The sequence below is a fragment of the Fusibacter bizertensis genome (genome assembly GCF_029914245.1).
Taxonomy (GTDB): domain Bacteria; phylum Bacillota; class Clostridia; order Peptostreptococcales; family Acidaminobacteraceae; genus Fusibacter_C; species Fusibacter_C bizertensis.
Map to the genome: position 1 here is coordinate 29,047 of NZ_JARYZI010000004.1, position 26,916 is coordinate 55,962.

The window sequence follows — 26,916 nt, forward strand, 5'->3', positions numbered from 1 at the left end:
TTCTACCCTTTAAATTTAACAATCTAACGTTGTGTTGATGAAGTAGTACTTTTTCTAAACCAATTTGGTGTTTTGTTAGCAATATTGACCAATATCAGCATCACGGGCACTTCTACTAGGACACCTACTACGGTAGCTAGTGTTGCACCTGATTGAAGACCAAATAATGATATTGCAACTGCTACAGCAAGTTCAAAAAAATTACTTGCGCCAATCATCGCCGCTGGTGCTGCAATATTATGTGGTAACTTCCACAGTTTTGCCCAACCATAAGCAAAGAAGAAGATCAAAAAAGTTTGAATCACTAGTGGTACTGCAATGAGTAATATATGAAACGGATTTTCAAGGATGATCTTTCCTTGAAATGAAAATATTATTACAAGTGTTAATAAAAGGCCTGCAATGGTAGTCTTATCAAATTTTTTCAAAAAAACGTCATTAAAATAGACCTCACCTTTTTGAGATATAATCACTTTACGGCTTATATAACTTCCAACTAACGGAATCACAACAAAAAGAAAAACAGACAATAAGAGAGTATCATAAGGAACAATAACATTGCTTACACCTAAAAGGAAAGCCACAATAGGTGCAAATGCAACCAGCAAAATCAAATCGTTAATTGCTACTTGTACAACCGTATAAGCTGCATCACCTTTGGTTAAATGACTCCAGACAAAAACCATAGCAGTACAAGGCGCAGCGCCAAGTAAAACAGCACCTGCAAGATAAGCATCTGAAAGTTCATCACTGATCCAAACTTTAAATACAATCTTAAAAAATAGAAAAGCAATTAAATACATGGTAAATGGTTTAATTAGCCAGTTGGTGGTACAGGTTATCGCAAGACCTTTTGGCTTCTTTGTTGCATTCAATATACTGCTAAAATCCACCTTTAGCATCATTGGATAAATCATCAACCAAATCAGAATCGCAACTGGTATTGATACATTGGCATATTCAAATTTTCCCAGTGTTTCTGGTATGATTGGTAAGAATTTTCCAATCGCAATCCCCATAACAATGCAAATTGCAACCCAGACCGATAAATATTTTTCAAAAAATCGCATATCAACTTTGTCTTTACTCATATATCCACTCCTTATTTATAGTCTCTATCACATGTGCTCGATCTTTATTAATCTCTTGACAATTAAGTGCTGCCTCGCGATACCTCTTAAGTCTTCTAAGATCATCCATAGCCTCGATGTTAGCCAGTATGCTTTTTTCAAGTGCTTTAACGAGCTCAGGCTGTTCCATCTTAAACGCCTCGGAAACTTTGTAGTGAACCCATTGTGCATCTTTTTGACTTTCAATGATGCCAGCCGCTCTTAGTTTAGACAGGTGCTTAGAAACATTTGACTGTGACAAATTTAAGATCACTTCTAGTTCACAAACGCATAATTCATCATAGAGTAGTATGATAAAAACCCTTAATCGATTTTCATCAGCCAATGCTTTAAAAATTTCTACCATTTACTGGCCTCCTATTCAACAATATGCAAACTATATTCCAATATTCGAATATACTCATATAATACCATTTTCTTTGTACTTGTCAAGGATGGTTCTTATCACATTAGAATTCTGTCTTTCGGGCAAATAAAAACACCTTCATTTAATCACTGCTTAATTCAGTCTCAAATGAAGATGCTTTCAAACTTATTTAAAAATAATTATTTTGTTAATTGTCTTTTAGCGACTTCAAGTAGAGTACACGTTCTCCAAGAATTAAATAACCAATACCCATACTCAAAAGTACAACCACTGAAATCAAAGTGCTACTATCAACTTTACCGTGAATGACAACACCTTCTATTGCGGATATCGCCCATTTGTGAGGCGTAATATTTGCAAGCATTAAAAGAGGTTTGGAAGTAATAATCTCAAGAGGCCACATACAACCGCCTAACATTCCCATACCAGTCAGTACAATAGGTGAAACAGCGCTTAATTGTGCCATGGTTTTCATCAAGCTCACCACGAATAAACTTAGAGCTGTCATGACAAAGATGTATAGTACTCCTAAACCTATGACCAATAGTAGATTGTTCCCCCAGTCAATTCCAAATAAAAATTGTCCTGCAAATACCATAACTATAATCTGTAACGTCCCAATAACCATAGCACTTATTAAGTTTGACCAAAGCACATCCATCCTGGTTGAAGGAGAAACCATCATGCGATCAAGTGTGTGAAGTCTTTTATCCTCTAAAATATCACCCACAGTAAACATCAAAGAATATGTTACAAAAAATAAGGTCATCCCAACTATATAATGTATATTTAAACCAGAAAATTTCGCCTCATTTGTACTAAAAATCTCTGATACCATCCTAATTGGTTTTTTTGTTTCCCATTGTTCAACAAATACAGTCTTGATATCAGCGCTAAGTTTATTTTGATCAAACTCAGTACCTTGAGCATTTACAAGTGCAATGGTCTTATCCGTAAGTTGTTTCATATTTTTGATTAAATTGACTTCGTTTTCCAGTAAATTAGAAAGTTGAAAACTTTCAACCGTCTCTCTAAGTTGTATTACTTCTATTCCACTTTTAATTTCATAAAAGTTCTCCTTTATGACTACTGTTGAAAGTGCATTACGGTTCATCACATCATCCATCGCTTCATCATAGGATTTAAGCTTTACATTAAAGTTATATTCAGAAGATAGCTTTGCAATTAGATCAGAGGCTTCTATACTTTGATCTTCATCAACAACTACAATTGTCGGCTGATAGCTTCCAGTCATGGAATTCCCAAATACTGCTGAAAGAATCAAACTCATTGCAATCATAATCACATACAGTGTTTTATTATCTTTCATCAACCTAAGTTTAAGCTTCAATAAAGCCTTCATATGTCGCTGCCTCCTTTCTTCTGATAATTATCGCTGCAATTGTTGTAAATACTACTGTTATGGCAACTAAAAATCCAAAGTAAAAACTTAATTTTTGCCAGCCTTCGTTTTGATAAATATTGATAAATAAATCAAGTACAATTCCGTTTAATGCAAAGTATTTTATACTTAGAAAAATCTTTGGCAATACATCAAGTGGAATGTAGCTTCCACCGATCAAAGCAAATAAGTGAATCAATAGATTTTCAAAAATATTGGCAACCCTATAGTTATCTGCAGTAAGTGTAATGGCACTGATAAAGACACCAACACCACTCACAGCCATAGCCGAGAAAAAAATACCCACAATAATTTTGATAGGGTTGTTCCAGCCTACACCAAGAATCAAAGTGGCATATAAAATTAAAACACTCATTTGAACAAAACAAACAGTTAAAGTCATCATGAATTTACTCGCTAAAACTTTACCATAATGTACGCCTGACACAACACCACGGTCTAATGTGAGCATCCTTTTCTCTCTCAAAAGTTCACGCCCCATATAACCTGCGCTATACAAGATAAACATTCCCATCATCCCTATCGAATAATAGGTGAAGCTATTGATTAGCCTTTTCCCTGGTATCGTCAAGATATTTACAACTTCGCGACTACTGTTATTATCTTGAGCGAGAATCTCTGACATGCCACTAAACAGCGCATCCCTATCAAGGTATACCGCGCCAGCTTCAAGGTACGTATTTTTACTTACAATTTGCTTATTAAGTGTATCAAAGTAACTTCCAACGATACTTTCTACAATATCTCCAGAATAAGAGTAGTCTGGGTGCTGAATAACCTTAACATCAATATTGTTTCTATTAGGTAAAGTAAAATTAACAAGTTGATCATATATAAACCCTTCGGGTAATATAACAGCCACTTTAACTCTACCATCCTCAAGTGCAGCCATGGCATCTGCTTCGCTCATCTTCATAACTTCTAATATAGACTGAATTTCTGAGTTTCCTAGAAAAGTATCAAAAAATATAGCCTCAAAATCAAGTGACTCATCCATGGAATTTTTTAGTGTCTGAGCATTATCTCCCATATATTGAGCAGCTGTTTCCATATACGCTTTTGATTCTGATGCTTTATCATAAAGCGAAACAATCGCCACAGGAATTCTGTCCATTTTCCCAGGCTCTCCAAAAGATCCCGATAGAGCAAAGCTCAGTATTGTCGTTAAGATCATAGGCATAAGAACAAAGATCATCAGTCCCTTCTTGTCTGAAAGAATCACTTTTAAATCTTTTATATAAAGTTTCAATAGCATCTTGTGCTCCTTTCTTTCTAGTCTCTCAGACCTCTACCTGTTAATTTTAAAAAGACCTGTTCTAAATTAGGCTTGAGAATATCAAAAGATAATAAGCCTTGGTTGAGATCCATTACATCTTTTATAATATCCTTTTGTGCATTTCCATTGCCACTTACCAATAATAGTATTTCTTCTTTAGAGGGTGCAGTAACTGCCATCACATGGTCAAGTTGCTTAAATTGATCTAGGTGATTATCAATAATCTGATCAAATTTCATATGGATACTCGTATGAATATCTGACTGTTCAATGAGCGCTTCTTGAGAGCCTTGAGCGATCACTTTTCCATGGTCCATGATACAAACACTTTGACAAATCGCTTCAACTTCTTCCATGTAATGACTGGTATAAATCACAGTCATCCCCTCTTCGTTGAGATATTTTACAGTTTCAAGAATGTGATTTCTCGACTGAGGATCAATTCCAACAGTGGGTTCATCCATTATGATAAGCTTCGGACTATGAAGCAAAGCGACACCGATATTGATCCTACGCTTCATACCACCTGAATAATGTTCTACTTTGTCTTTCAATCTATCTTTTATACCGATGATTTCCGAAACTGCATCAATCCTTTTTTTGAGTTCAATTCCTGTAAGACCATATAAACCACCAAAATACTTTAAATTCTCATATCCTGATAACGTCTGGTAAAGTGCTATCTCTTGAGGTACATAACCCAGATGAGGCTTAATCCACTTTGGCTCTTTGATTATATCTTTACCATCAAAGTATAATCGTCCTGATGTAGGTTTATATAGCGTAGAGATCATAGAAATAGTGGTCGATTTACCAGCACCATTTGGGCCTAGTAGACCAACAATTTTGCCTTTTTCAATTTCAAGATCGATACCATCAACTGCCGTTATTTCTCCAAAAGTCTTCTTCAAATTTTCTGCTTTTATCATCATGGTGTTACACTTCCTTTCTCCAATTGTTCTATAGGGATTATTTTATCTTGATTTAATTCACTGAAATCCAAGTCTTGATTTTTTTCTATGTCCCAATGACTGGATTTTATAACGATTTTTTGATTTTTCAAAACACTTGTAAACTGATTTGAGGTATTGTACTCGATTTCAATCTCTATTTGTTCATCAACGACATAGCCATCAATATCTACAAAAGCAATTTCTTCAAATCGAGTAATTGTCATTGAATCCAAAAGTGCATTTACAAATGCCTCATAATTCGATTGATCAAGTGTATCCTCACCCATAAACTTACCAAGGTACTTTATAAGCATGTCACTATCACTTAGGATATTGTCTTTTAATAGCAACATAAAATCGTTGAGTTGAGTAGAAGTAGGTTTTACAGTGAACTTTGTTGTCTTTATATCACCGGCTTCACTTGTAATAATTGATTTTTCACCTATAAAGATGTTTTCTGCTTCAAGCATGTTATTCCAATCACTTCCTACCTTTAGAAATAGACTTTTGAAATCTACTTGTTCGCTCGCTACTTCTGAACTATTCTCATTAATTTCATAATAGTTTCCATCAAATGGTAGCTTTAAATATATTTCGTCTTGCGACTTTTGGTAGATTTTTATATCTGTACCCAACCCTTGATATAAATAATAAATCGAATTCAAAGATTGATTCAACTCATAATCAAAGTAACTGGTAATACTGAGTTCGACTTGTTCCAAAGTTGAGAACAATTTTCTTTCAGCTTCCATAGCATTTTCTAAAATTTCTAAATCAAAAGTGTTAACCACATCAATTTGAATTTTTTGAGCACCTTTTTTAATCTCATCTGTTTTATCAGCAGCATGGATATAATCTTTGTAACTTTCACCTCCGGCACAACCCGTTACAAGTGTAGCAACAATTAAAAATAAACTTAAACCGATAAGTTTTAAATTCAACTGACTGATCTTTATATTGATTTGCATTGAATTCACTCTCCTTTTATTTATTGTACCTCCTTTGACCTTAGATGCCATCTGACAAATAGCCATAAAACCACCTAATATATATGACTTTTGTCATGACTATCAAAAAAAATGAACCTTCCAGAAGAAGGTTCACCTTAATCTAATATTTAATTATCAAGTGTTTATCTTATTCATCTTTCTTTTCCTTCAGTTCATAGAGATCAATTCTTCTATTTTTAAGTAATGTCACTGTGCCTGAGGTTCGTGAACGTTTTAAAAGCTCTAAATCTATATCGCCTACGATAACGGTTTCAATATTTGGTGTACATTCTGCCATAATTCCATCTCTAGGAAATGAAAAATCAGAAGGTGTGAAGATGGCTGATTGGGCATATTGTATATCCATATTTTCAACATGCGTCAGATTGCCCACAGTTCCAGCAATAACAGTATAAACTTGATTTTCAACAGCACGCGCTTGCGCACAATATCTAACCCGTAGATACCCTTGTCTTTCATCTGTACAAAACGGAGTAAATATAATATTGGCCCCTTTTTGAGTCACCAGTCTTGCAAGTTCAGGAAATTCAATATCATAGCAAATAAGTATGGCAATCTTACCACAATCTGTATCGAAGACTTTGATATTATCACCCGTGGAAATTCCCCACCATTGTTTTTCATTTGGCGTAACGTGCAATTTGTATTGCTTATCAATTGTTCCATCGCGTCGAAATAGGTAAGCGATATTATAGATATGTCCATTTTCTTCTACAAAATGTGACCCGCCTATGATATTTACATTATAGCGCACAGCAAAGTCAGTGAACATCGCAATGTACTTGTCTGTAAATGTCGTTAGCATTCGAACAGATTGACTAGACGTCTCTTGATCTACAAACGAAAGTAATTGAGTTGTAAAAATTTCAGGAAATACAACGAAGTCTGATTTGTAATTTGCAGCAACATCCACATAATATTCACATTGATGCGCAAATTCTTCGAAGGCATTGATCTTCTTCATCATATACTGAATCACACAGATCCTCACATGAAAAGCAGTTTTGAACTGATGCGTTCCCTTTGATTGGTATTCAATATTGTTCCATTCCATCAAAGTAGCATATTGTAATGAAGCTTTATCATCTGGCATATATTTACGAATAATACGCTTTAAACTAAATCCGCAGCGTAGCTGAAACGAAAGTATAGGATCATAGATATTTAAGTCTTTAACTTGCTGTGTATAAGCCCTTGCACTCATTTGATCTGCATAATCCTTATAGCCTGGAATTCTACCCCCAATGATAATACTTTTCAGATTAAGCTGCTCAGCTAGCTCTTGCCTTGCTTCATACAATCTTTTTCCGATTTTCATATTTCTATAGTCTGGGTGAACCATTACTTCCATTCCATAAAGATTATAGCCATCTGGATTATGGTTTGTGATATAGCCACCATCCGTAATCTCATCCCACGAATGTTGGTCATTATACTCGTCAAAATTAACGATCAAACTAGAGCATGAGCCTATCACTACACCATCATACTCTACGCAAAATTGTCCTTCAGGGAAAATATTAAGATGACTTTCAAGTTGATCGATTTTCCAAGGAATCATATTTTTAAAACAAATTTTTTGTAATTCAATGATCGTCTTAAAATCTTCTCTTTGGATTTGTCTAATAATAAGTTTTTTTTCAAATTTTGATAAATCTTGTGTTTGCATAAGGACACTCCATGTTAAATTATTTTAAGTCAACATTTTATATGTACCCGATTAAACGAAGATTTATCAATCCATTTAAATATTACAGTTTTTCACCATATATATCGCAAGTTGTGTCCGATCTCTTAGTTCAAGTTTAAGAAGAATATTGGTGAGATGATTTTTGACAGTGCCTTCCGATACAAATAATTGCTGTGCAATCTCTTTATTACTAAGCCCAGATGCAATAGCCCTTGCAATCTCCAGTTCTCTATGTGTCAGCGTGCTAATCCTCTCATCTTGATGACTTGTTACTTTGGGCGTTAAATGCTTCACTAGTTTTGAAGCTACATTCGCCTCTATGATCGTACCACCTGATACCGCCTTGATAATCGCATCTATAATCGTTTCCGGTGTTGCATCTTTTAGTAAATAACCACTTGCACCAAACTTTAGCGAATCATAGATTTCTTCATCTTCCATAAAAGTTGTCAATATAATCACCTTAACATGGGGATACGCTTGTTTAATATGTTTTGTAGCCTCAACGCCATTCATCTCTGGCATGCGTATATCCATTAAAATGACATCTGGTTGTATTTGCTCGGTTTTATATACCGCTTCTACGCCATGGTTCGCTGTCCAAACCACTTCCATATCACGCTGTGCACTTATTATCAAACCAAGTCCCTTGAGCAGCAAAGGCTGATCATCTACAATCCCTACTCTAACCATCATATGTCCTTTCAAATTACTAATTTTTCTGATGAGGCAAACTTACATGGGAACCTTAACTGTCGTTCTAAAACCATATATATCTAACTCAAACGTAACTTCTCCACCGAGTCTCTTGACGCGCTCTTTTATAAAGTTTAGCCCATTACCTAATTTTAAAGCTTGATCACTGCCACCATCGTCATGGATTTTAAGTAGGATTTCGCCATCGCTAAGCGATTGAAAAGACACCCAAAACTGTTTTGCTCGACTATGTTTTGCAGTATTGGTCATAGATTCAATAACCACTTTATATAAAACATCGCTGATGACTTCTGTCGTTGGTTCATCAAACAGTTGAAAGTTGAGTTTCGTCACAATGGCAGTTTGTTCACTAAAATGTGTCATTTTTTGTTTAAGCGCAACATATAGATTTTCGTGTGAAATGACATCTTTATTAGCACTAACCATATCGCGCATTGCTCTTAATATCTCTCGCGCTTGATCGATCGATTCTTGCAATCCTCGAATTTGGGTCTCATCTTCACATGAGAGTTTCAGAACTTCCAGCGACATAATTAACCCTGTGAGTTCATGACCAATAGTATCGTGTAAATCTCTTGCAAACTGTGAACGCTCTTTAAGTTTAGTCAGTTTTTCAATTTCTAGGTTTGCTACTTCTAAAGCCTCATTTGAAATCTGCATTTTGTCGTTTGCTTTTTTAAGTGCAGCATTTTGATCGATCAATTGTTCATTTAGACGATTTACTCTTTTTTTCTCCTCTTGATATGAGCGATATAAATAGAGCATTACTGAAAAGAGAATGAGTATAAATTCCACAAAGAAGGCTTGAGTAATCAATTGATAATTCACACCATAATTAAAACTTTGAATAAATGCAAGCGTAGAAACCATCAGCGTTGAAGTGACTAACAATACTACCTTGTAAACATTTTGATATAATACAATTTCAGCCAATATCCAAAGATTAAACAAAATATACAAATAATTTACGTTGAATCGCGTGTACTGATTTAACAAAAACACTGCGATGATCTCTAAAAATAAAGTCCAAGTATACCTTCGATGTGAACTACCTCTTATAAATGAAAGCGCAATAATAATCCCAGAAAGACCTATCAAAACAAATAGTCTACTTTGAGAAGCGGTTTCAAATACAAGAGATATTAACATGGCAATTAAAATAGTTACGCCTTTTATGGTATTGAACTTCATCGTTTCCCTCACTATTTTGCTTGAACCTTTTTTCTAACGCACAAATAAGGCAGCATTGTTCTGACCAGATAGTAAAAAATATATTAATCCAACCGCTATTAACCCTGCTACCACTGCAAGTGAAATCTTTAACCAGCTCTTAGGATAAGCACCTTGAACTGCACCGGTTTGACCATTGATCATGAAATTATAACTTTTTTCACCAAATAAATAACTTGATATCCAAAGTGGCAAAAGTACGTGTTTAAACATAATATCATCATAATTGGTAGAGATATTTAAAAATCTTACTTCGTCGCCTCCAATTTTTCTTGTGATTTCGCTATTCAAGGTTTGGTCAACGACTCTTTTCCCATGTGTCCATCCCTCTTCTAATGGCACGCTATATTTTTCAGCAAAAAAACCCGATAAAAAGTCTGGTTTATAGGTTACAAGCCCATCAAGGTTAAAATCATCTACTTTGTTCAAAATCTGTGAATCGACCTTGTTTGAGGCTGATATAAGCACATCATCAAAAAAACGCTCATAGTTACCACTGACATGCATCCACCTTGTGTGTCTTTCTTGATAGGTTTCGGTTTTGCCATTTACAGTTCTTGTCTTAGTGACATAGTAATAATCGCCACGCTCTGCTGTGTATCTATTAAAGGTTTGTGTATCAAATGTCCAATAGGGCACATAAGTACCTAGTAATCGATTGTTTTTATATGATGACTTAAGTTTGTTAGGTGCAAACCACCTTTTACCGATCCAAGTTTTAAATGCCTCACCGGCTTTTTTTTCTGAGATGGCAAAGGGAACTACATATCCTGGTGGTATGATCTGCTCAGGTGCTTGTATACTCACATGAGAAGAACCACAATAGTTACAAAATTGAGCTTTAGAATACATGTCAAAAATGATCTTTGCGCCACAGTTTTTACACACAACTGCCTGGATATCATCTTCAGTCCATGACCTTGCACCTTCTTTTAATGCATCATGAAATGGATTTTCGATCGCTTCACCATGCTCATACTTAATCTCCTTCGTCGTATCACAGTACTGACATTTTAACATGCCATCATCAGGATCAAAGGTCATCTTTCCACCACAAGAAGGACACATGTTTATTTTGGTTTTGTCTATATTTTCACTCATCCTACTCTCCTTTATCCTTTTGTGCTTTCACCACAATGAGGACAAAATTTTGGATTTCCCTCATAAGTTTCACCACATTTTGAACAAGTGCCTTCTAAAGCTTGTTTTCCACCACATTCTGGACAGAATTTTGGATCGCCTTTTAATTCAGCCTGGCAATGGATACACATTTTTTTCATACTCGCTCCACATTCAGGACAAAACTTAACGCCTGCTTCAACTTGATGCTGACAGGAAGGACAGTTCACTCTTTTACTTCCATTGTCAGTTGCATTAGAATTGTTTGATGTCGTATTTTGAGGTGTGTTTTGAGGTGTGTTCGCTTGATTCATCGCGTCAGTCATCATCTTTCCGATTCCCATACCTGCACCCATGCCAGCACCCATACCTGCCATACCGCCACCTTCGTTTTGCGCTGCATCTCTTAAAGCCTCTGCAGCTTGATACTGCATATATTTGTTCATATCACCAAGCGCACCCATTTGAGTCCGTTTATCAATTGCTTGCTCCACAGATTCAGGTAACGAGATATTTTCAATTGCAAAATCAGAAATCGTAAGCCCATACACTGAGAATCTCTCATCAATTTTCGTTTGCGTCATCATACCTATTTCATCATATTGCATTGCTAAGTCAATGGCAGGAATCTTAGCTTCAGCTATAGAATCAGTTACCGTTGATACGATCAAACTCTTTAAATGTTCATTTATTTTATCTACAGTATAAAATTTATTTGAGCCAAAAACTTCTTTGAGAAACGTTACTGGTTCATCCACTCTAAATGAATAAACACCAAACCCTCTTAATCTCAAGATACCAAATTCTGCATCTCTAAGCATAATCGGATTAGTCGTACCCCACTTTTGATTGATAAACTGCTTCGTATTAACGAAATAGACATCTGTTTTAAAATGATTTTCTAATAAATATTTCCAGTTGGAAAGAGAAGTTAATATCGGCATCGTATCTGTATGGAGCGTGTATTTACCAGGCTCATATACATCTGCAATTTGACCTTGATAGACAAAAATCGCCACTTGTGATGGTCTAACAATCAATTGTGCATTTTCTTTAATTTGTTGCTTATCAGTCATTGGAAACTTATATACCATCGTATCTTGACTGTCATCCTCCCAGTGAACGACCTCTAAAAATTCACCTTTTATGAAATTAAATAATCCCATGTGTACGCCCTCCATTCAAAGTTTTATTTCATTATTATTAATACTTATTTTACCATACAAAGTCTTAAAAAAGTTTTTCTTCGGTATTAAAATTCGATTATAAACAAATTATACTCAATTATAAACAATTTATAAAAGCTATTGAATGCCACTATGCAATCACATATACTTTGATTGACTTCAGCAGAAGTATTTAAAACAATCGCAATTATAAATTATTATACGCATAAAAATGCAAATTATTAGGAGGCAAAAAATGAATTTTGAAAAAGTAAAGAGTATATTGGTTGAAGAGTTAGATTTAGAAGCAGATGATGTAACGCTTGAGAGCAAAATCAAAGAAGATCTTGGTGCTGATTCTTTGGATATGGTTGATCTAATTATGTCAATCGAAGATGAATTTGAAATTAAGGTAGCTGAAAGCGATGCATCTTCTATACAAACAGTTGGCGATATTGTAAACTACATCGCCCAGTACAACGCATAATATCTATTTAAATAAACATCCACTTCACAGGAAAATCCATGGCAATCGCCCTGGATTTTCTTTCAATAGGGGAAAAATAAACTTTTTATAAAATTTGGAGGCCATAATGAGGAAAACAGTACTCAGCCAACTATTAGGTATTGAATTTCCCATCATTCAAGGTGGGATGGCTTGGATTTCGGATGCCGAGCTTGCCGCTGCGGTATCTAACGCAGGTGGATTAGGTGTAATTGCAGGCGGTAATGCACCAAGAGATATTGTTAAGCAGGAAATTGATAAGATTAATACATTAACAAATAGACCCTATGCACTAAATGTCATGTTACTTAGCCCTTTTGCGGATGATATTATCGATCTAGCAATCGAAAAAAAAGTTCCAATCGTGATTACAGGTGCAGGTAGTCCCGGAAAATACATCGAGCGCTTAAAAGAAGCTCAAATAAAAATTATACCTGTTGTTCCCTCAGTTGCACTTGCTAGAAGAATGGAAAGCTTAGGTGTTGATGCACTCATTGCTGAGGGCACAGAAGCAGGTGGACATATAGGCGAATTAACAACAATGACATTGGTTCCTCAAGTTGTTGATGCAGTGAAAATCCCCGTCGTAGCAGCTGGAGGTATCGCAGATGGACGTGGAGCCGCTGCGGCTTTTATGCTTGGTGCTGATGGGATTCAAGTTGGAACACGATTTTTAGTAGCTCACGAGTGTAATGTACATGCCAATTACAAAGAGATGGTCATCGATGCCAAAGATACATCGGCGGTTGTATCAGGAAGACCTACAGGGCATCCTGTGCGGATCCTTAAAAATAAATTATATAGGCAGTATTGCGACCTAGAAAAAAAAGGTGCTTCTGTTGATGAATTAGAGGCTGTTGGTGCTGGCGCTTTAAAGAAAGCTGCTGTAGATGGAGATGTCGTATATGGTTCGGTAATGGCAGGTCAAGTAGCAGGTCTTGTGAAAAAGATGCAACCTGCTAAAGAAATAGTCGATGAAATTTTTGACGAATGCGATGCCATTATCTTAAAGCAATTCCAAAGAATTGCTGGAAAATAACTTGAGTATAAAAAATCTGTTTGATACACACTGAAAAATTATAGGAGGACTCATGAAACTAGGATATATTTTTGCTGGTCAAGGCGCACAAAAACAAGGTATGGGATTAGATTTTTACAATAACTTCGAATCATCTAAAGCTGTATTTGATCAAGCCAACTTGGCACTGGGTTACGACCTTAAATCACTGATTTTTAATGGTCCACAAGAATCACTTAATGAAACTGAAAAAACACAACCTGCAATATTAACTACATCAATAGCGATGTTAAAGGCTTTTGAATCTTTAATAGATATAAAACCAACTGCAAGCGCTGGCCTCTCACTAGGTGAATACAGTGCTCATGTTTGTGCTGGTTCTATGGTTTTTACTGATGCAGTACAACTTGTAAAGAAACGTGGTGCTTTTATGCAAGATGCTGTCCCTATGGGCGTTGGAGGTATGACAGCACTTATGGGACTTTCTCCAGAGGCCGCTGAGCAAATCGCACAGCAAGCATCTGAGTATGGAACAGTTGAGATCTGTAATTATAATGCACCTAACCAAATCGTTATTGGAGGAGAACTCGCAGCCCTTGAAATGGCACACGAAATTGCTAAAAATAGTGGCGCAAGACGTGTTATCCCATTACCAGTAAGCGCACCTTTTCACACTTCTATGCTAAAACCCGCTGAACTCAAACTCGAAGAAGAACTCGCTAACATCACTTTCCACGAGATGAAGCATGCCGTGATTACAAATGTTAACGGTAGAATCGTATCAAGTATCGATGAAATTCCAACTTATCTTTCTAAACAAGTAACCAGTTCTGTTAGATGGATTGAATGTGTGGAATCAATGAAACACATGGGCATCGATACTATAGTAGAATTTGGTCCAGGAAACGCCTTATCTTCTTTTATTTCAAAAATTGATAAATCAATCAAAGTACTTTCCATATATGACATCGATTCACTAAGCGCAGTAGTGGATACACTGAAAAAACAAACTTCACTTGAAGAAGCTATTTAGGAGGATTACATGAAGGTAGCAATTGTTACTGGTGCAGGTAGAGGTATAGGAAGAAGCATAGCCACAGCACTTTCAAAAGATGGATATAGCCTTGTGCTTAACTATCGTTCAAATGTCACAGAACTTGAGCAGTTTGTTTCGGAAATTGGAGCAGATGCAATTTTGGTCAAAGGTGACATCAGAAACTTTGAGGATGCTGAGGAGCTTGTAAAATCTGCTGTAACTCACTATGGTAGATTGGATCTGCTCGTTAATAATGCCGGCATCACTAAAGATACTCTCCTTTTAAGAATGTCTGAGGATGATTTTGACACCGTTACATCAACTAATCTAAAAGGAACTTTTAATTGTACTAAACACGCTGCAAAAGTGATGTTTAAACAAAGAAGTGGTGCTATTGTCAACATCTCTTCTGTCGTAGGAATCACTGGCAATATCGGACAATCAAATTACGCGGCTTCTAAGGCTGGTGTTATTGGTTTTACAAAAGCGGTTGCAAGAGAACTCGCACCTAGAGGTGTACGTGTCAATGCAGTTGCCCCAGGATTTATCGCAACTCAAATGACAGATGTCATTCACGAAGATATCAAAAAAGCAACACTTTCTAATATCCCTATGGGTAAATTTGGTGAAGCAGAAGATGTCGCTAACTTAGTTCTTTTCCTTGCATCGGAAAAGGCGAAATATATCACAGGCCAAGTCGTTCAAGTTGACGGCGGAATGGCAATGTAAAATAGGAGGCAATTTCATGAAACATCGCGTAGTAGTAACAGGAATCGGTATTGTGTCACCCATTGGACAAGGTATTGAAAATTTCTGGAATAATATCAAAGCAGGAAAATGTGGTATCAGTATGATTGAAGCATTTGACACGACAAATTTTAAAGTAAAAGTAGCTGGTGAAATTAAAGATTATGACCCAACTCAAACCATAAATAAAAAAGAAGCAAAGAGAATGGACCGCTTTACACATTTCGCAATCACAGCTTCTAAGTTTGCACTTGAAGATGCGAACCTCAACATCACACCTGATAACGCTGAAAATGTTGGCGTTTATCTAGGCAATGGTATCGGTGGTCTGATCACGATTGAAGAAACATCTGAAAAAATGAGAACAAAAGGTGTTGATAGAATTTCACCTTTCTTTATACCCATGTCTATCGCCAACCTTGCAGCAGGTAATGTTTCTATAGAGCTTGGTGCAAAAGGTTCATGCCTCACATACAATACAGCATGTGCATCAAGTGCAACTGCTATTGGTGAAGCTTTAAAAGAACTACGTTATGGCAACCATGATGTGATTTTAGCAGGTGGAACTGAAGCTTCTATCTCACAACTCGGTATAGGTGGTTTTCAAGCAATGACTGCCCTATGTGAATCTACCGATCCTATGAGAGCTTCGATTCCTTTTGATAAGGATAGAAGTGGTTTTGTTATGGCTGAAGGTGCTGCCATGTTAGTGCTCGAAAGACTTGAACATGCAAAGGCTAGAGGTGCTAAGATATACGCTGAACTCGTTGGCTATGGTTCAACAAGTGATTCTTACCATATTACGACACCTGCTCCAGGTGGTGAGGGCGGCGCAAGAGCTATGAAAATGGCACTTAAAGACGCTGGTATCGCACCAACAGAGATTGGTTATATCAACGCGCATGGTACAAGTACACCTTACAATGATACTTTTGAGACAGCAGCTATTAAATCGGCATTTGGTGAGTATGCTTATAAACTCCCCGTTTCTTCAACAAAATCAATGACAGGTCACTTACTTGGCGCAGCAGGCGGTATTGAATCAGCAGTGTGTTCTATGTCTGTTCTCGAGGATTATATCCCTGCAACGATAAACTTTACCGAGGCAGATCCTGACTGTGATCTTGACTATGTGCCTAATGTAGGTAGAAACCAAGAAGTTAATTATGCGCTTACAAATTCTTTAGGCTTTGGTGGTCATAACGCTTCTTTAATCTTCTCAAAATACAAAGGTTAGGTGAGTATGCTTTTAAATAGTAACCAAATTCAAGAAATTATACCACATCGCTACCCTTTCTTACTTGTTGATCAAATTATTGAACTTGAAGAGGGCGTCAGTGCAACTGGTATCAAAAACGTCACCGCTAATGAAAATTTTTTCCAAGGGCATTTTCCCATGGAACATGTGATGCCTGGGGTCCTTATCGTAGAAGCACTTGCACAAGTAGGGGCAATTGTAATCTTAAAAAAAGAAGAGAACAAAGGAAAAACAGCTTACTTTGCTGCAATCAACAATTGTAAGTTCAGAAGAAAAGTCATCCCTGGTGATACCTTGACCTTAACAATTGAAATTATCAAATCACGTGCAAATTTTGGCGTGGGTAAGGCAATAGCTCGCGTAGGCGATGCCATTGCTTGTGAAGCGGAATTATCCTTTATGATAGGTTAAAATAATCCTTCTCTTAGGCTTACGTTGTATGCAAACTGCAAATACGTAAGCTTTTTTTTCGTGATAACGTTTCTTTTAATTAAATCTAAGGATGACCTATAAGCCTAACTTCATATCCACAACTTTGTTAATTATCCGTAATCTGTCAATCACATTTGAAAATGTCCCAAAAAAGTTAAATCATTAGCACCGATGAAATTCGGTGCTTTTAAATGTAATTGCAAATGATTTCCTGAGTATTCATTATATCAAGATAAGTATAATCTTGATGCGAGATTTGGTTCTTCACAAATTTGTTGATGGCGCTTTTTCTCCAAGGATGGATCATAGATGGAATGTTTCTTTTGACCGATATCTTGGAAAGTTCATTAGAAAAATCAAAATTTTTCGATTTAAGTTCATGTGTCGGAATGAGATCAAGTTCGTATACATGGTCGTTGATAGAAGCAAAAATCTTACCGTCAAAAGCTTTTATAACAATTGCAGAGGTCCCTTTGTGATAGTAAACAGGAAGGCCTCTGTCATCTACAGGCTTGAAATATTGGTTTTCAAACTTAATAGAATGTCCTGTATCAATTTTACGGTCAGCAATTACCGCAAGTGTAAGATTGATTTTTTCATCAGACGGTTGCGTTTCGAAAACAGATTTGATATTATCAACAGATAGAGCAAACTTGTCATTGAATTTTTTTATGTAGGAATTTAAAAATTCGTTGGCTTGCTCGATGGTAGTTACGCCTGCGTTTCTTAGGTCGATAGGCAGTCGTGATTGTAATGTTTGGAATAAGCGTTCTACGCGCCCTTTGGCTTGTGGAACGCTTGTTACTTTGATATCAACACCAAGTTGATGGCAAGCATAGGAAAATTGAGTGAAGGTGTCCTTTTCAAGAGAGGGTGCCTTTTTTTGTTTGTACTCGAATACCGTTCTTCGGTCTGTGTAAAACATGTAAGGTATGCCATATGTTGTTAAGACTTGATGGAAGACGTTGTAGTACCCATTCAGGGTCTCTTGGTGATCGAAGTGGGCTCCGACAATTCTACCGGTGGCATCATCAATAGCGGCATGTAGTTGTGTCTTGATACCTCCGAACCAAGGATGGACAGATGCGTCCATCTGTAGCATTTCGCCGAAATACGAGGATCTAGGCCTTCTAGGATGGCTGTCTTCAAGTTCGATTATTTTATGCTGAAGTTTAGCAGCCTCGTTCTTAGTGACAGCCTTTTGTTTTTGCCGTTCAAGTTTTTTTCTCAGAGCTCTCTTTGTTGCTTTATGGGCCTTTGGAGACAAAATATCCTGCTCAATCAAAATATTCTTTACTGTACTTGGTGAAATCATAATCCCTTCACATTCAGCTAGTATTTCTGTAAAATGTGCAAAATTTGCATCTGGATACTTGGAAGAAAAAATGCCCACAACTGTTGATTTAGTGTCATTTGATAAAGAGTGAACAGGCTTTTTACCACGATTGCCATGGATAAAAAAGGCTTTTCCTTTTGTGCTATAGCCATGAATTAGTCTGTTTACCGTTCTTTCTGTGCATCCTATCTTAAGCGCTGCAGTTTTCTTATTGCCGTTGGATTCCACCAGCTTTTTAATGATTTCATACTTTTGATTCTCATTCATTCGTAGTTCGACCTTTGTCATTATTTACCTCGATGTATTTTTCACTGAGGTATTATTATATCATTGTAATCTTCGGGACAAAATCACGTGTGATTACTTAAGACATTATCACATGTGAATCAGACCACAACTTTGTTAATTATCCGTAATCTGTCAATCACATTTGAAAATGTCCCAAAAAAGTTAAATCATTAGCACCGATGAAATTCGGTGCTTTTAAATGTAATTGCAAATGATTTCCTGAGTATTCATTATATCAAGATAAGTATAATCTTGATGCGAGATTTGGTTCTTCACAAATTTGTTGATGGCGCTTTTTCTCCAAGGATGGATCATAGATGGAATGTTTCTTTTGACCGATATCTTGGAAAGTTCATTAGAAAAATCAAAATTTTTCGATTTAAGTTCATGTGTCGGAATGAGATCAAGTTCGTATACATGGTCGTTGATAGAAGCAAAAATCTTACCGTCAAAAGCTTTTATAACAATTGCAGAGGTCCCTTTGTGATAGTAAACAGGAAGGCCTCTGTCATCTACAGGCTTGAAATATTGGTTTTCAAACTTAATAGAATGTCCTGTATCAATTTTACGGTCAGCAATTACCGCAAGTGTAAGATTGATTTTTTCATCAGACGGTTGCGTTTCGAAAACAGATTTGATATTATCAACAGATAGAGCAAACTTGTCATTGAATTTTTTTATGTAGGAATTTAAAAATTCGTTGGCTTGCTCGATGGTAGTTACGCCTGCGTTTCTTAGGTCGATAGGCAGTCGTGATTGTAATGTTTGGAATAAGCGTTCTACGCGCCCTTTGGCTTGTGGAACGCTTGTTACTTTGATATCAACACCAAGTTGATGGCAAGCATAGGAAAATTGAGTGAAGGTGTCCTTTTCAAGAGAGGGTGCCTTTTTTTGTTTGTACTCGAATACCGTTCTTCGGTCTGTGTAAAACATGTAAGGTATGCCATATGTTGTTAAGACTTGATGGAAGACGTTGTAGTACCCATTCAGGGTCTCTTGGTGATCGAAGTGGGCTCCGACAATTCTACCGGTGGCATCATCAATAGCGGCATGTAGTTGTGTCTTGATACCTCCGAACCAAGGATGGACAGATGCGTCCATCTGTAGCATTTCGCCGAAATACGAGGATCTAGGCCTTCTAGGATGGCTGTCTTCAAGTTCGATTATTTTATGCTGAAGTTTAGCAGCCTCGTTCTTAGTGACAGCCTTTTGTTTTTGCCGTTCAAGTTTTTTTCTCAGAGCTCTCTTTGTTGCTTTATGGGCCTTTGGAGACAAAATATCCTGCTCAATCAAAATATTCTTTACTGTACTTGGTGAAATCATAATCCCTTCACATTCAGCTAGTATTTCTGTAAAATGTGCAAAATTTGCATCTGGATACTTGGAAGAAAAAATGCCCACAACTGTTGATTTAGTGTCATTTGATAAAGAGTGAACAGGCTTTTTACCACGATTGCCATGGATAAAAAAGGCTTTTCCTTTTGTGCTATAGCCATGAATTAGTCTGTTTACCGTTCTTTCTGTGCATCCTATCTTAAGCGCTGCAGTTTTCTTATTGCCGTTGGATTCCACCAGCTTTTTAATGATTTCATACTTTTGATTCTCATTCATTCGTAGTTCGACCTTTGTCATTATTTACCTCGATGTATTTTTCACTGAGGTATTATTATATCATTGTAATCTTCGGGACAAAATCACGTGTGATTACTTAAGACATTATCACATGTGAATCAGACCACAACTTTGTTAATTATCCGTAATCTTTACATTCTGTTTTTGATATGTTATACTCTTTGAAATTTAGGAGGCAAAAATGAACACTACCCTTAAAAACTTCAACCAAATTGTCATCAAAATTGGTTCATCATCATTGACACATGATAGCGGTTTACTAGACCTATGGAAAATGGAAAGTCTCGTCAAACAAATCGCTAATCTATATAATAGTGGTAAAGATATTATACTTGTGTCTTCAGGGGCGATCGCTGCCGGTATCGGAAAAATGAAACTTACTGAAAAACCTAAATCCATACCGGATAAACAAGCTGCAGCTGCAGTAGGTCAAGGCACTTTGATGCACATGTATGAAAAGTTTTTCTCTGAATTTGGAATTACAGTTGCTCAAGTTCTTTTGACCAAAGAAGATATGTATGAGCCCTCTAGGCGAGCACACTGCGTCAATGCACTTGAAGCACTTATTAGGCATCGCGTTATACCAATTATCAATGAAAACGATGTTGTCGCTATTGACGAGATAAAAGTTGGTGATAATGATACGCTTTCAGCTGAAGTTTGTAAAATGATTCATTTTGAAAATTTAATTATTTTATCAGACATTAATGGGGTATACAATAAAGACCCTAGAAAATTTACTGATGCCATTATGATTCCGGCGATCACAAAACTCTCAACTTTAGATGATATTGATGCGGGTGATGCAGGTTCAAAGGTTGGTACAGGTGGTATGCAAACGAAGTTTAAAGCAGCCAGAATCTTAGCTTCAGAAAATTCTACAATGTTTATTGTCAACAGTGCACATCCGAACATACTCAATGAATTATTTGAAGGAAAGACTGTTGGAACTTTTTTTGACTTTAGAAAGAATTAGAGGGAATTATGCAGGATTATACGCAAGAAATTATGGAAATGGGCATCCGTGCAAAAGAGGCTGCACGCAGTTTACGTACTTTATCATCTGATGAGAAAAAAAACCTACTAAGCGAAATTTATGATCAATTGTTACTTGCAAAAGAAGATATTTTAGCTGCAAATACTATTGATGTTGCAGATGCAAGATCAAGTGGCATCAAAGAAGCGCTTGTAGAACGCCTCACTTTAAACGAGACACGTTTTGAAGAAATGATGAGTGGCTTAAGTCAAATCATAAGGCTCAAAGATCCTGTCGGCGAAATTGATTCTATGTGGATTAACGATGCAGGGTTAACTATCGGCGCCAAAAGAGTTCCTCTTGGCGTTATTGCAATGATTTACGAATCCAGACCTAACGTAACCGTGGATGCAACTGCTCTTTGTCTCAAAACTGGTAATGCAGTCATATTAAAAGGCGGCTCTGATGCACTACTCACCAACAAAGCCATACTCGTTGCAATTGATAAAGCGATTACGCTTTGTAAATTACCTATTGGCACGGTACAACTTGTAAAAACTACAGATCGTGAATTTACCAAGCAACTACTCTGTGCGAAGCAATACATAGATTGCGTCATTCCTAGAGGTGGTGCTGGTCTAATCCATTTTGTTTCAGATCATTCAAAAATACCAATGATAGAAACAGGAACCGGAAACTGCCATATCTATGTAGACTTTGACTACAATGAAGATGACGCACTAAAGATTATCGATAATGCAAAAATTCAAAGACCTGGTGCTTGTAATGCTGTTGAGACTGTACTTATACACAAAAAAATAGCGCATACAATGGTTCCTAAACTCATTGATTACCTAACAGAAAAAGGGGTCTCGCTAGCACTGTGTGAGCAGGCATATGGTATTGCTTCATCGAAAAATATACTGAATAAGCAGTGTTCTGTTGCCACAGTTGTAGATTGGGAAACAGAGTATCTTGATTACAAGCTTGCTGTGAAAATCGTCTCAGATATTGATGAAGCAATCGGTCATATAGAACAATTTAGCACAGGCCATTCTGAAGCCATTCTCACTAACCACTACGATCATGCACAGTATTTTCTAAATCATGTAGATTCATCTACAGTATATGTAAATGCATCTACTCGATTTACAGATGGTGGTCAATTTGGATTTGGTGCTGAAATTGGCATCAGCACCCAAAAATTGCACGCACGTGGTCCAATGGGACTAAAAGCATTAACAACTATTAAATATATCGTTTATGGTACCGGGCAAATAAGAAATTAGCACATTCTGACAATATCTTATGTTGCAATTATAAACATGTCATTTTATAATGAATTAAGGAGCGTGATTGACAAATGAAAGACAATAATCATAAAATCAAAAGCATCTTAAAACAAGTAATGATATTTAACGATTTTTATGAAGAAGTAATTCAATCTAGCATCGTTAAGAATCAAGACTCTGCGGTAAGTAAATTAGAATTCAAATTGTTACACACTGTATTTAGACACGAAAGATTGATGATTTCTGAAGTTTCTGAAATCCTTAATATTTCGTTGCCAAACTGTAGTCGCTATGTTAAAACCGCTATTGAGGATGGCTATATTCAAAAACAGATAGATTTAGAAGATAAAAGAATTTACTATATTTCACTCACCGAAAAAGGTAAAAACATCGTTGCAGCAACACTTGAAAGTTTTGGCGAGGAGATGTCAAATCAATTGCTTGATTTAGATTTCAAAACACTTGAAAAATTAGATCAATCTTTTTCTAACCTTAACAATTTACTTTCAGAAACCCTTTTTACTTCAAGTAAAAATAACTAGTAACGCTTAAGTTCAACTAAAAAAGAGTTAAAATGAAAATCCGTTAATCGGTCATCATTTTAACTCTTATTTTTTTGAAATTCATTATTTGTAAGCTTCTTATTGATACTACTTTATAAAAGCATTTGTACTTAGATCTTTAAAACTATACTCAGAGGTCGTAAGTTCTCTATCTTGCATCCAGCCTAGCACGGTACTAAAAGTAACTTCATCCGCAGCAGTTGCTTTACTCAATGTTGGAAACTTAAAACTTTCCACTAACGAAGGCGGAAATCCTAATTGATCTACAAGCTTTTGAATATACTCTGTTTGATCCGTGGTGTTGAGATAATCAACCCCTTGATTATAACCTTCATATAGTTTTTCTACAGCTTTCTCTTTCTCGTCAAGTGTTTTTCCTGTAACGATAAAAATGCCCGGTTGTAAACCTAAATCTAAGGTGCCACTTACTTTTTCTCCACCACTTAAAACAGCCGCCGAAGCAAGTGGTTCTGGTAATGTAGCAGCTTCGAGTTCACCTGCACTTAACATCTCTAGCCTAACAGGCATCTGTGGAATCGCAACACCTTCAAGTACAGATTCAATGCCATTGTTTGCAGCGATTTGTTGTGTTGCAAAGTCAATTACAGTATTTGCTGATATTCCTACGCGTACTTTCTCAAGCGACTTAAGCCCTTCCCCATCAAGTGATGGTGTTGAAACCATAACATAATTTCCATATGTTGCCGAAGTCATTTTAGCATCAAATTTCGCGTCATTGTAAAATACAATTGTGAGCATATCAGCCATAGCTGCATCTAAGTTACCAGTTTGCATCGCTGTATCTCTATCAGTTGCACTTTTGAAAACTGTGATCTCCACATCTAAGCCAAGGTCATTAAAATAACCATTTTCTTTTGCTATTATAAACGGAGCCGCCCCTAAATCAGACATAACACCAATTTTTAGCGTTTGATTTGTTTCTTCTTTTGCGCACCCAAACATCAAAGTGCTTACCATTAAAACTAAAGTCAATAATATTGAAATATTTTTTTTCATTCTGTCCTCCTTGTCAACCAAATAATGCTAACATATTTTGAGGGTTCGGTCAATACGTCTCAAATTGACATGAGGCCTAGAAATGACTATAATCTAAAGTGTTAAAATAAGGAGGTTTATATGCCCTATAAAAATTTGCAAAGTTATCTAAATGCACTTAAAAATAAAAAGTTGCTAACAGAGATAAATATAGAAGTAGATCCTGAACTAGAGATTACAGAAATTACCGACCGAGTATCAAAGCAGTTTGGTAATGCACTTGTTTTCAACAATGTCAAAGGCTCAAAATTCCCCTTGGTGATCAATGCCATGGGTACTTATGAACGTCTCAACCTTGGTTTTGGTGTAAACGATCTAGATGAAATTGCGCGTCAAATAGAGGGTTACATGGATGTAGGGTCGTATGCTTCACTTATGGGAAAGGTTAGAGCAATTCCAAAACTCGCACCACTACCTTTTATCTTTCCTAGAAAAGTTAAAAAGGCACCTTGTCAAGAAGTCATCTCTGAACCCAATTTAGATGATCTTCCAATTATAAAATGTTGGCCACAAGATGGTGGAAAATATATCACATTACCTCTTGTATTTACTAAAGATCCCGACAATGGACAGCAAAACGTTGGCATGTACCGACTTCAAGTATATGATAAAAATACCACTGGCATGCACTGGCACCTCCATAAAGACGGTAAGGAAATTTACGAGAAATACCGCCGTTTGGGTAAGAAAATGCCTGTTTCAGTTGCACTAGGTTGTGATCCTACTATTATATATGCAGCAACTGCACCACTTCCTAAAATGGTGGATGAGATGATCTTTGCTGGTTATCTTAAGAAGAAAAGCGTCAAACTGGTAAAAAGTATCACTAATGATATCTATGTTCCAGCAGAGGCTGAATTTATCCTTGAAGGTTATGTTGAGCTTGATGAACGCCGCCTGGAAGGCCCTTTTGGTGACCATACAGGATATTATTCTCTAGCAGATATGTATCCTGTCTTTCACCTTGAAAAGATCACTCACCGTAAAAATGCCATCTATCCAACGACTATTGTTGGAAAGCCACCGATGGAAGATTGTTACCTTGGAAAAGCAACAGAGAGAATTTTCTTGCCACTTATGAAAATTCAAACCCCTGAAATCATAGACATGGATTTACCGCTTGAAGGCGTTTTCCACAACTGCGCTATCGTTTCTATTAAAAAAGCGTTTCCAAGGCATGCAAACAAAGTACTTTATGGACTTTGGGGACTAGGACAGATGATGTATACCAAAATGATCATCATCGTCGATGCTGATGTAGATGTTCACGATTATCACGCAGTGGCAAATGCTGTTAATGCAAATGTAATTGATGATAGTCATATGCTCATCACTGAAGGACCACTTGATGCGTTAGACCATGCCTCTAATCGTGCTTTTCAAGGTTTTAGACTTGGTATCGATGCAACAAGAAAACGCGATGTAGAAGTAAATCCATCTTATACGAAACCAGATCATACCCTCTCCGCACTAAAGGCACTTAAAATTATTGGTTTTGATAAAGCATCTTTTCCAAATGGTGTAAAAGAAGTATTAAGCAATTATGCAAATGATACATCTAATTCTGAACGGTTTGTTGTCGTTGTGGATGATTGGGTCGATCAGGCGAGTTTATCCACAGTTTCTTGGAAAGTGTTTAATAACATTGATCCAATGCGTGATCTTTTAATTACTAAAAGACCTGATGGACAACTTTTCGTCGGCATTGATGCAACAAAGAAAGGTCCTATGGATGGACTGATGAGACCATGGCCTGACGATATAGAAATGTCAGATGACATCATCAAACTTGTAACAGAAAGATGGTTAGAATATGGCATCGACTAATACGATAATGACTAAATTAATCAAAAGGATTAGAACCTATGGTGAACTTGTGATGTTTTCTCATACGCTGTTCTCATTACCTTTTGCGCTAATTGCACTTTTCATCGCTGCAGATGGTTTTCCTAGTCTAAATTTGTTCTTTTGGATCATGGTTTGTTTATTTGCTGGTAGAAATGGTGCGAATGCTTTAAACCGATACGTTGATCAAAAGTATGATGGCTTAAACCCCAGGACACAGTCTAGACATATGCCTAAAGGCATAGTTAAGTCCAAAGAAGTCCTAATTATAACTGCACTTTGCTATATATTATTTGTGTTTGCGGCTTATCAAATCAACCTTTTATGTTTTTATTTATCTCCAATTGCACTTGGGCTTTTCACACTATATAGTTATACTAAACGCTTCACTTGGTTATGCCATATTGTTCTTGGTATTACATGTGCCGGGGCACCTGTAGGTGCTTGGATAGCAGTCACAGGCGGTATCGACTTGATTCCACTGATTTTAGGCGCTATTGTAACACTTTGGGTTTCAGGATTTGACATCGTTTACGGCACTCAGGATATCGATTTTGATCGCTCTGTCGGTTTATTTTCAATACCTGCTAGATTTGGACTCACTGGCGCACTTACGATTGCCAGAGTATTTCATATGATCATGTGGTTACTTCTTATATCTGTGGGTATGCTTGCTCATCTCGGCATCGTTTACTATGTTGGTGTTGGTATTAGTGCCCTTTTGCTCCTTATTGAACATGGATTGATTGATCCAGGGCACCGCATGAAAATGAATTTTGCAGCCTATCATATTAATCAATTGATCTCAACTATGTTGCTCATAACCACTGCTATTGATATCTTCGTATAGA

General features: G+C 36.6%; 25 protein-coding genes. 11 read left to right on the top strand and 14 right to left on the bottom strand.

Annotated features, from left to right (window positions below; all coding sequences use genetic code 11):
* Positions 1-23 precede the first annotated feature (23 nt).
* The 11 genes from arsB to QE109_RS07110 form a co-directional block, all read right to left on the bottom strand.
* The gene (gene arsB / locus QE109_RS07060; protein ID WP_281093729.1) at positions 24-1,091 is read right to left on the bottom strand and encodes an ACR3 family arsenite efflux transporter; all 1,068 of its coding nucleotides are present in this window, start codon (positions 1,089-1,091) and stop codon (positions 24-26) included.
* A complete protein-coding gene (locus tag QE109_RS07065) occupies positions 1,084-1,476 on the bottom strand; it encodes an ArsR/SmtB family transcription factor (protein ID WP_281093730.1) in 393 nt (130 codons plus the stop codon). The genes arsB and QE109_RS07065 overlap by 8 nt, the downstream gene beginning before the upstream one ends.
* Positions 1,477-1,684: 208 nt before the next feature.
* Complete coding sequence (locus QE109_RS07070; protein ID WP_281093731.1) at positions 1,685-2,860, bottom strand: ABC transporter permease; 1,176 nt, start codon at positions 2,858-2,860, stop codon at positions 1,685-1,687.
* Positions 2,838-4,175 carry an ABC transporter permease gene (locus tag QE109_RS07075; protein WP_281093732.1) on the bottom strand — a complete coding sequence of 446 codons (1,338 nt, stop codon included), beginning with the start codon at positions 4,173-4,175 and terminating at the stop codon, positions 2,838-2,840. Before QE109_RS07075 ends, QE109_RS07070 begins: the two co-directional genes overlap by 23 nt.
* A gap of 17 nt (positions 4,176-4,192) precedes the next feature.
* A complete protein-coding gene (locus QE109_RS07080) occupies positions 4,193-5,128 on the bottom strand; it encodes an ABC transporter ATP-binding protein (protein ID WP_281093733.1) in 936 nt (311 codons plus the stop codon).
* The gene (locus QE109_RS07085; RefSeq protein ID WP_281093734.1) at positions 5,125-6,117 is read right to left on the bottom strand and encodes a hypothetical protein; all 993 of its coding nucleotides are present in this window, start codon (positions 6,115-6,117) and stop codon (positions 5,125-5,127) included. The genes QE109_RS07080 and QE109_RS07085 overlap by 4 nt, the downstream gene beginning before the upstream one ends.
* A 169-nt stretch (positions 6,118-6,286) precedes the next feature.
* A complete protein-coding gene (locus QE109_RS07090; RefSeq protein ID WP_281093735.1) occupies positions 6,287-7,828 on the bottom strand; it encodes a bifunctional GNAT family N-acetyltransferase/carbon-nitrogen hydrolase family protein in 1,542 nt (513 codons plus the stop codon).
* 75 nt (positions 7,829-7,903) lie between these two features.
* Positions 7,904-8,545, bottom strand: coding sequence for a response regulator (locus QE109_RS07095; RefSeq protein ID WP_281093736.1), 642 nt, complete (start codon positions 8,543-8,545; stop codon positions 7,904-7,906).
* A 39-nt stretch (positions 8,546-8,584) separates the two neighbouring features.
* On the bottom strand, positions 8,585-9,757 hold the full coding sequence (locus tag QE109_RS07100) for a sensor histidine kinase (RefSeq protein ID WP_281093737.1): 1,173 nt from the start codon (positions 9,755-9,757) through the stop codon (positions 8,585-8,587).
* Between the two features lie 33 nt (positions 9,758-9,790).
* Entirely contained in the window at positions 9,791-10,897 is a 1,107-nt protein-coding gene (locus QE109_RS07105) for a TFIIB-type zinc ribbon-containing protein (RefSeq protein ID WP_281093738.1), read from the bottom strand.
* Positions 10,898-10,908: 11 nt separating this feature from the next.
* Positions 10,909-12,081, bottom strand: coding sequence for an SPFH domain-containing protein (locus QE109_RS07110; RefSeq protein ID WP_281093739.1), 1,173 nt, complete (start codon positions 12,079-12,081; stop codon positions 10,909-10,911).
* Positions 12,082-12,337: 256 nt separating this feature from the next.
* On the opposite strand from QE109_RS07110, the gene acpP reads away from it, so the two are divergent.
* The 6 genes from acpP (at position 12,338) to fabZ (ending at position 17,056) form a co-directional block, all read left to right on the top strand.
* A complete protein-coding gene (gene acpP, locus QE109_RS07115) occupies positions 12,338-12,568 on the top strand; it encodes an acyl carrier protein (protein WP_281093740.1) in 231 nt (76 codons plus the stop codon).
* 106 nt (positions 12,569-12,674) lie between these two features.
* Positions 12,675-13,625, top strand: coding sequence for an enoyl-[acyl-carrier-protein] reductase FabK (fabK, locus tag QE109_RS07120; RefSeq protein WP_281093741.1), 951 nt, complete (start codon positions 12,675-12,677; stop codon positions 13,623-13,625).
* Between the two features lie 52 nt (positions 13,626-13,677).
* The gene (gene fabD / locus QE109_RS07125) at positions 13,678-14,637 is read left to right on the top strand and encodes an ACP S-malonyltransferase (RefSeq protein WP_281093743.1); all 960 of its coding nucleotides are present in this window, start codon (positions 13,678-13,680) and stop codon (positions 14,635-14,637) included.
* Positions 14,638-14,646: 9 nt separating this feature from the next.
* Complete coding sequence (gene fabG / locus QE109_RS07130; RefSeq protein WP_281093744.1) at positions 14,647-15,369, top strand: 3-oxoacyl-[acyl-carrier-protein] reductase; 723 nt, start codon at positions 14,647-14,649, stop codon at positions 15,367-15,369.
* Between the two features lie 16 nt (positions 15,370-15,385).
* Entirely contained in the window at positions 15,386-16,624 is a 1,239-nt protein-coding gene (gene fabF, locus QE109_RS07135) for a beta-ketoacyl-ACP synthase II (protein WP_281093745.1), read from the top strand.
* A gap of 6 nt (positions 16,625-16,630) precedes the next feature.
* Positions 16,631-17,056, top strand: a complete 426-nt coding sequence (gene fabZ / locus QE109_RS07140) for a 3-hydroxyacyl-ACP dehydratase FabZ (RefSeq protein ID WP_425365112.1) — start codon at positions 16,631-16,633, stop codon at positions 17,054-17,056.
* A 208-nt stretch (positions 17,057-17,264) separates the two neighbouring features.
* Here fabZ and QE109_RS07145 read toward each other — a convergent pair whose 3' ends face one another.
* The gene (locus tag QE109_RS07145; RefSeq protein ID WP_425365114.1) at positions 17,265-18,680 is read right to left on the bottom strand and encodes an ISNCY family transposase; all 1,416 of its coding nucleotides are present in this window, start codon (positions 18,678-18,680) and stop codon (positions 17,265-17,267) included.
* Between the two features lie 216 nt (positions 18,681-18,896).
* Complete coding sequence (locus QE109_RS07150) at positions 18,897-20,312, bottom strand: ISNCY family transposase (protein ID WP_425365114.1); 1,416 nt, start codon at positions 20,310-20,312, stop codon at positions 18,897-18,899.
* A gap of 202 nt (positions 20,313-20,514) precedes the next feature.
* Between QE109_RS07150 and proB the strand changes: the two genes are divergently transcribed.
* The 3 genes from proB to QE109_RS07165 all read left to right on the top strand — a co-directional run bounded on the left by proB (position 20,515) and on the right by QE109_RS07165 (position 23,143).
* Entirely contained in the window at positions 20,515-21,309 is a 795-nt protein-coding gene (gene proB / locus QE109_RS07155) for a glutamate 5-kinase (RefSeq protein WP_281093748.1), read from the top strand.
* Positions 21,310-21,317: 8 nt separating this feature from the next.
* On the top strand, positions 21,318-22,598 hold the full coding sequence (locus tag QE109_RS07160) for a glutamate-5-semialdehyde dehydrogenase (protein ID WP_281093749.1): 1,281 nt from the start codon (positions 21,318-21,320) through the stop codon (positions 22,596-22,598).
* Positions 22,599-22,672: 74 nt separating this feature from the next.
* Positions 22,673-23,143 carry a MarR family winged helix-turn-helix transcriptional regulator gene (locus QE109_RS07165; protein ID WP_281093750.1) on the top strand — a complete coding sequence of 157 codons (471 nt, stop codon included), beginning with the start codon at positions 22,673-22,675 and terminating at the stop codon, positions 23,141-23,143.
* Between the two features lie 108 nt (positions 23,144-23,251).
* On the opposite strand, the gene QE109_RS07170 is transcribed toward QE109_RS07165, so the two are convergent.
* The gene (locus QE109_RS07170) at positions 23,252-24,181 is read right to left on the bottom strand and encodes an ABC transporter substrate-binding protein (RefSeq protein WP_281093751.1); all 930 of its coding nucleotides are present in this window, start codon (positions 24,179-24,181) and stop codon (positions 23,252-23,254) included.
* Positions 24,182-24,301: 120 nt separating this feature from the next.
* Here QE109_RS07170 and QE109_RS07175 point away from each other — a divergent pair, with 120 nt between their 5' ends.
* On the top strand, positions 24,302-26,047 hold the full coding sequence (locus tag QE109_RS07175) for a menaquinone biosynthesis decarboxylase (protein ID WP_281093752.1): 1,746 nt from the start codon (positions 24,302-24,304) through the stop codon (positions 26,045-26,047).
* Positions 26,034-26,915, top strand: a complete 882-nt coding sequence (locus tag QE109_RS07180; RefSeq protein ID WP_281093753.1) for a UbiA-like polyprenyltransferase — start codon at positions 26,034-26,036, stop codon at positions 26,913-26,915. Before QE109_RS07175 ends, QE109_RS07180 begins: the two co-directional genes overlap by 14 nt.
* The last annotated feature ends 1 nt before the right edge of the window (position 26,916 follow it).

Excerpts from the sequence above, each read along its gene's own strand:
- arsB (WP_281093729.1), bottom strand. The coding sequence starts at position 1,091 with ATGAGTAAAGACAAAGTTGATATGCGATTTTTTGAAAAATATTTATCG.
- QE109_RS07065 (WP_281093730.1), bottom strand. The coding sequence starts at position 1,476 with ATGGTAGAAATTTTTAAAGCATTGGCTGATGAAAATCGATTAAGGGTT.
- QE109_RS07080 (WP_281093733.1), bottom strand. The coding sequence starts at position 5,128 with ATGATGATAAAAGCAGAAAATTTGAAGAAGACTTTTGGAGAAATAACG.
- fabK (WP_281093741.1), top strand. The coding sequence starts at position 12,675 with ATGAGGAAAACAGTACTCAGCCAACTATTAGGTATTGAATTTCCCATC.
- acpP (WP_281093740.1), top strand. The coding sequence starts at position 12,338 with ATGAATTTTGAAAAAGTAAAGAGTATATTGGTTGAAGAGTTAGATTTA.
- QE109_RS07070 (WP_281093731.1), bottom strand. The coding sequence starts at position 2,860 with ATGAAGGCTTTATTGAAGCTTAAACTTAGGTTGATGAAAGATAATAAA.
- QE109_RS07105 (WP_281093738.1), bottom strand. The coding sequence starts at position 10,897 with ATGAGTGAAAATATAGACAAAACCAAAATAAACATGTGTCCTTCTTGT.
- QE109_RS07090 (WP_281093735.1), bottom strand. The coding sequence starts at position 7,828 with ATGCAAACACAAGATTTATCAAAATTTGAAAAAAAACTTATTATTAGA.
- fabZ (WP_425365112.1), top strand. The coding sequence starts at position 16,631 with ATGCTTTTAAATAGTAACCAAATTCAAGAAATTATACCACATCGCTAC.
- QE109_RS07110 (WP_281093739.1), bottom strand. The coding sequence starts at position 12,081 with ATGGGATTATTTAATTTCATAAAAGGTGAATTTTTAGAGGTCGTTCAC.
- QE109_RS07145 (WP_425365114.1), bottom strand. The coding sequence starts at position 18,680 with ATGAATGAGAATCAAAAGTATGAAATCATTAAAAAGCTGGTGGAATCC.
- fabF (WP_281093745.1), top strand. The coding sequence starts at position 15,386 with ATGAAACATCGCGTAGTAGTAACAGGAATCGGTATTGTGTCACCCATT.
- QE109_RS07150 (WP_425365114.1), bottom strand. The coding sequence starts at position 20,312 with ATGAATGAGAATCAAAAGTATGAAATCATTAAAAAGCTGGTGGAATCC.
- QE109_RS07175 (WP_281093752.1), top strand. The coding sequence starts at position 24,302 with ATGCCCTATAAAAATTTGCAAAGTTATCTAAATGCACTTAAAAATAAA.
- QE109_RS07075 (WP_281093732.1), bottom strand. The coding sequence starts at position 4,175 with ATGCTATTGAAACTTTATATAAAAGATTTAAAAGTGATTCTTTCAGAC.
- fabG (WP_281093744.1), top strand. The coding sequence starts at position 14,647 with ATGAAGGTAGCAATTGTTACTGGTGCAGGTAGAGGTATAGGAAGAAGC.
- QE109_RS07085 (WP_281093734.1), bottom strand. The coding sequence starts at position 6,117 with ATGCAAATCAATATAAAGATCAGTCAGTTGAATTTAAAACTTATCGGT.
- QE109_RS07100 (WP_281093737.1), bottom strand. The coding sequence starts at position 9,757 with ATGAAGTTCAATACCATAAAAGGCGTAACTATTTTAATTGCCATGTTA.
- proB (WP_281093748.1), top strand. The coding sequence starts at position 20,515 with ATGAACACTACCCTTAAAAACTTCAACCAAATTGTCATCAAAATTGGT.
- QE109_RS07160 (WP_281093749.1), top strand. The coding sequence starts at position 21,318 with ATGCAGGATTATACGCAAGAAATTATGGAAATGGGCATCCGTGCAAAA.
- QE109_RS07180 (WP_281093753.1), top strand. The coding sequence starts at position 26,034 with ATGGCATCGACTAATACGATAATGACTAAATTAATCAAAAGGATTAGA.
- QE109_RS07165 (WP_281093750.1), top strand. The coding sequence starts at position 22,673 with ATGAAAGACAATAATCATAAAATCAAAAGCATCTTAAAACAAGTAATG.
- fabD (WP_281093743.1), top strand. The coding sequence starts at position 13,678 with ATGAAACTAGGATATATTTTTGCTGGTCAAGGCGCACAAAAACAAGGT.
- QE109_RS07095 (WP_281093736.1), bottom strand. The coding sequence starts at position 8,545 with ATGATGGTTAGAGTAGGGATTGTAGATGATCAGCCTTTGCTGCTCAAG.
- QE109_RS07170 (WP_281093751.1), bottom strand. The coding sequence starts at position 24,181 with ATGAAAAAAAATATTTCAATATTATTGACTTTAGTTTTAATGGTAAGC.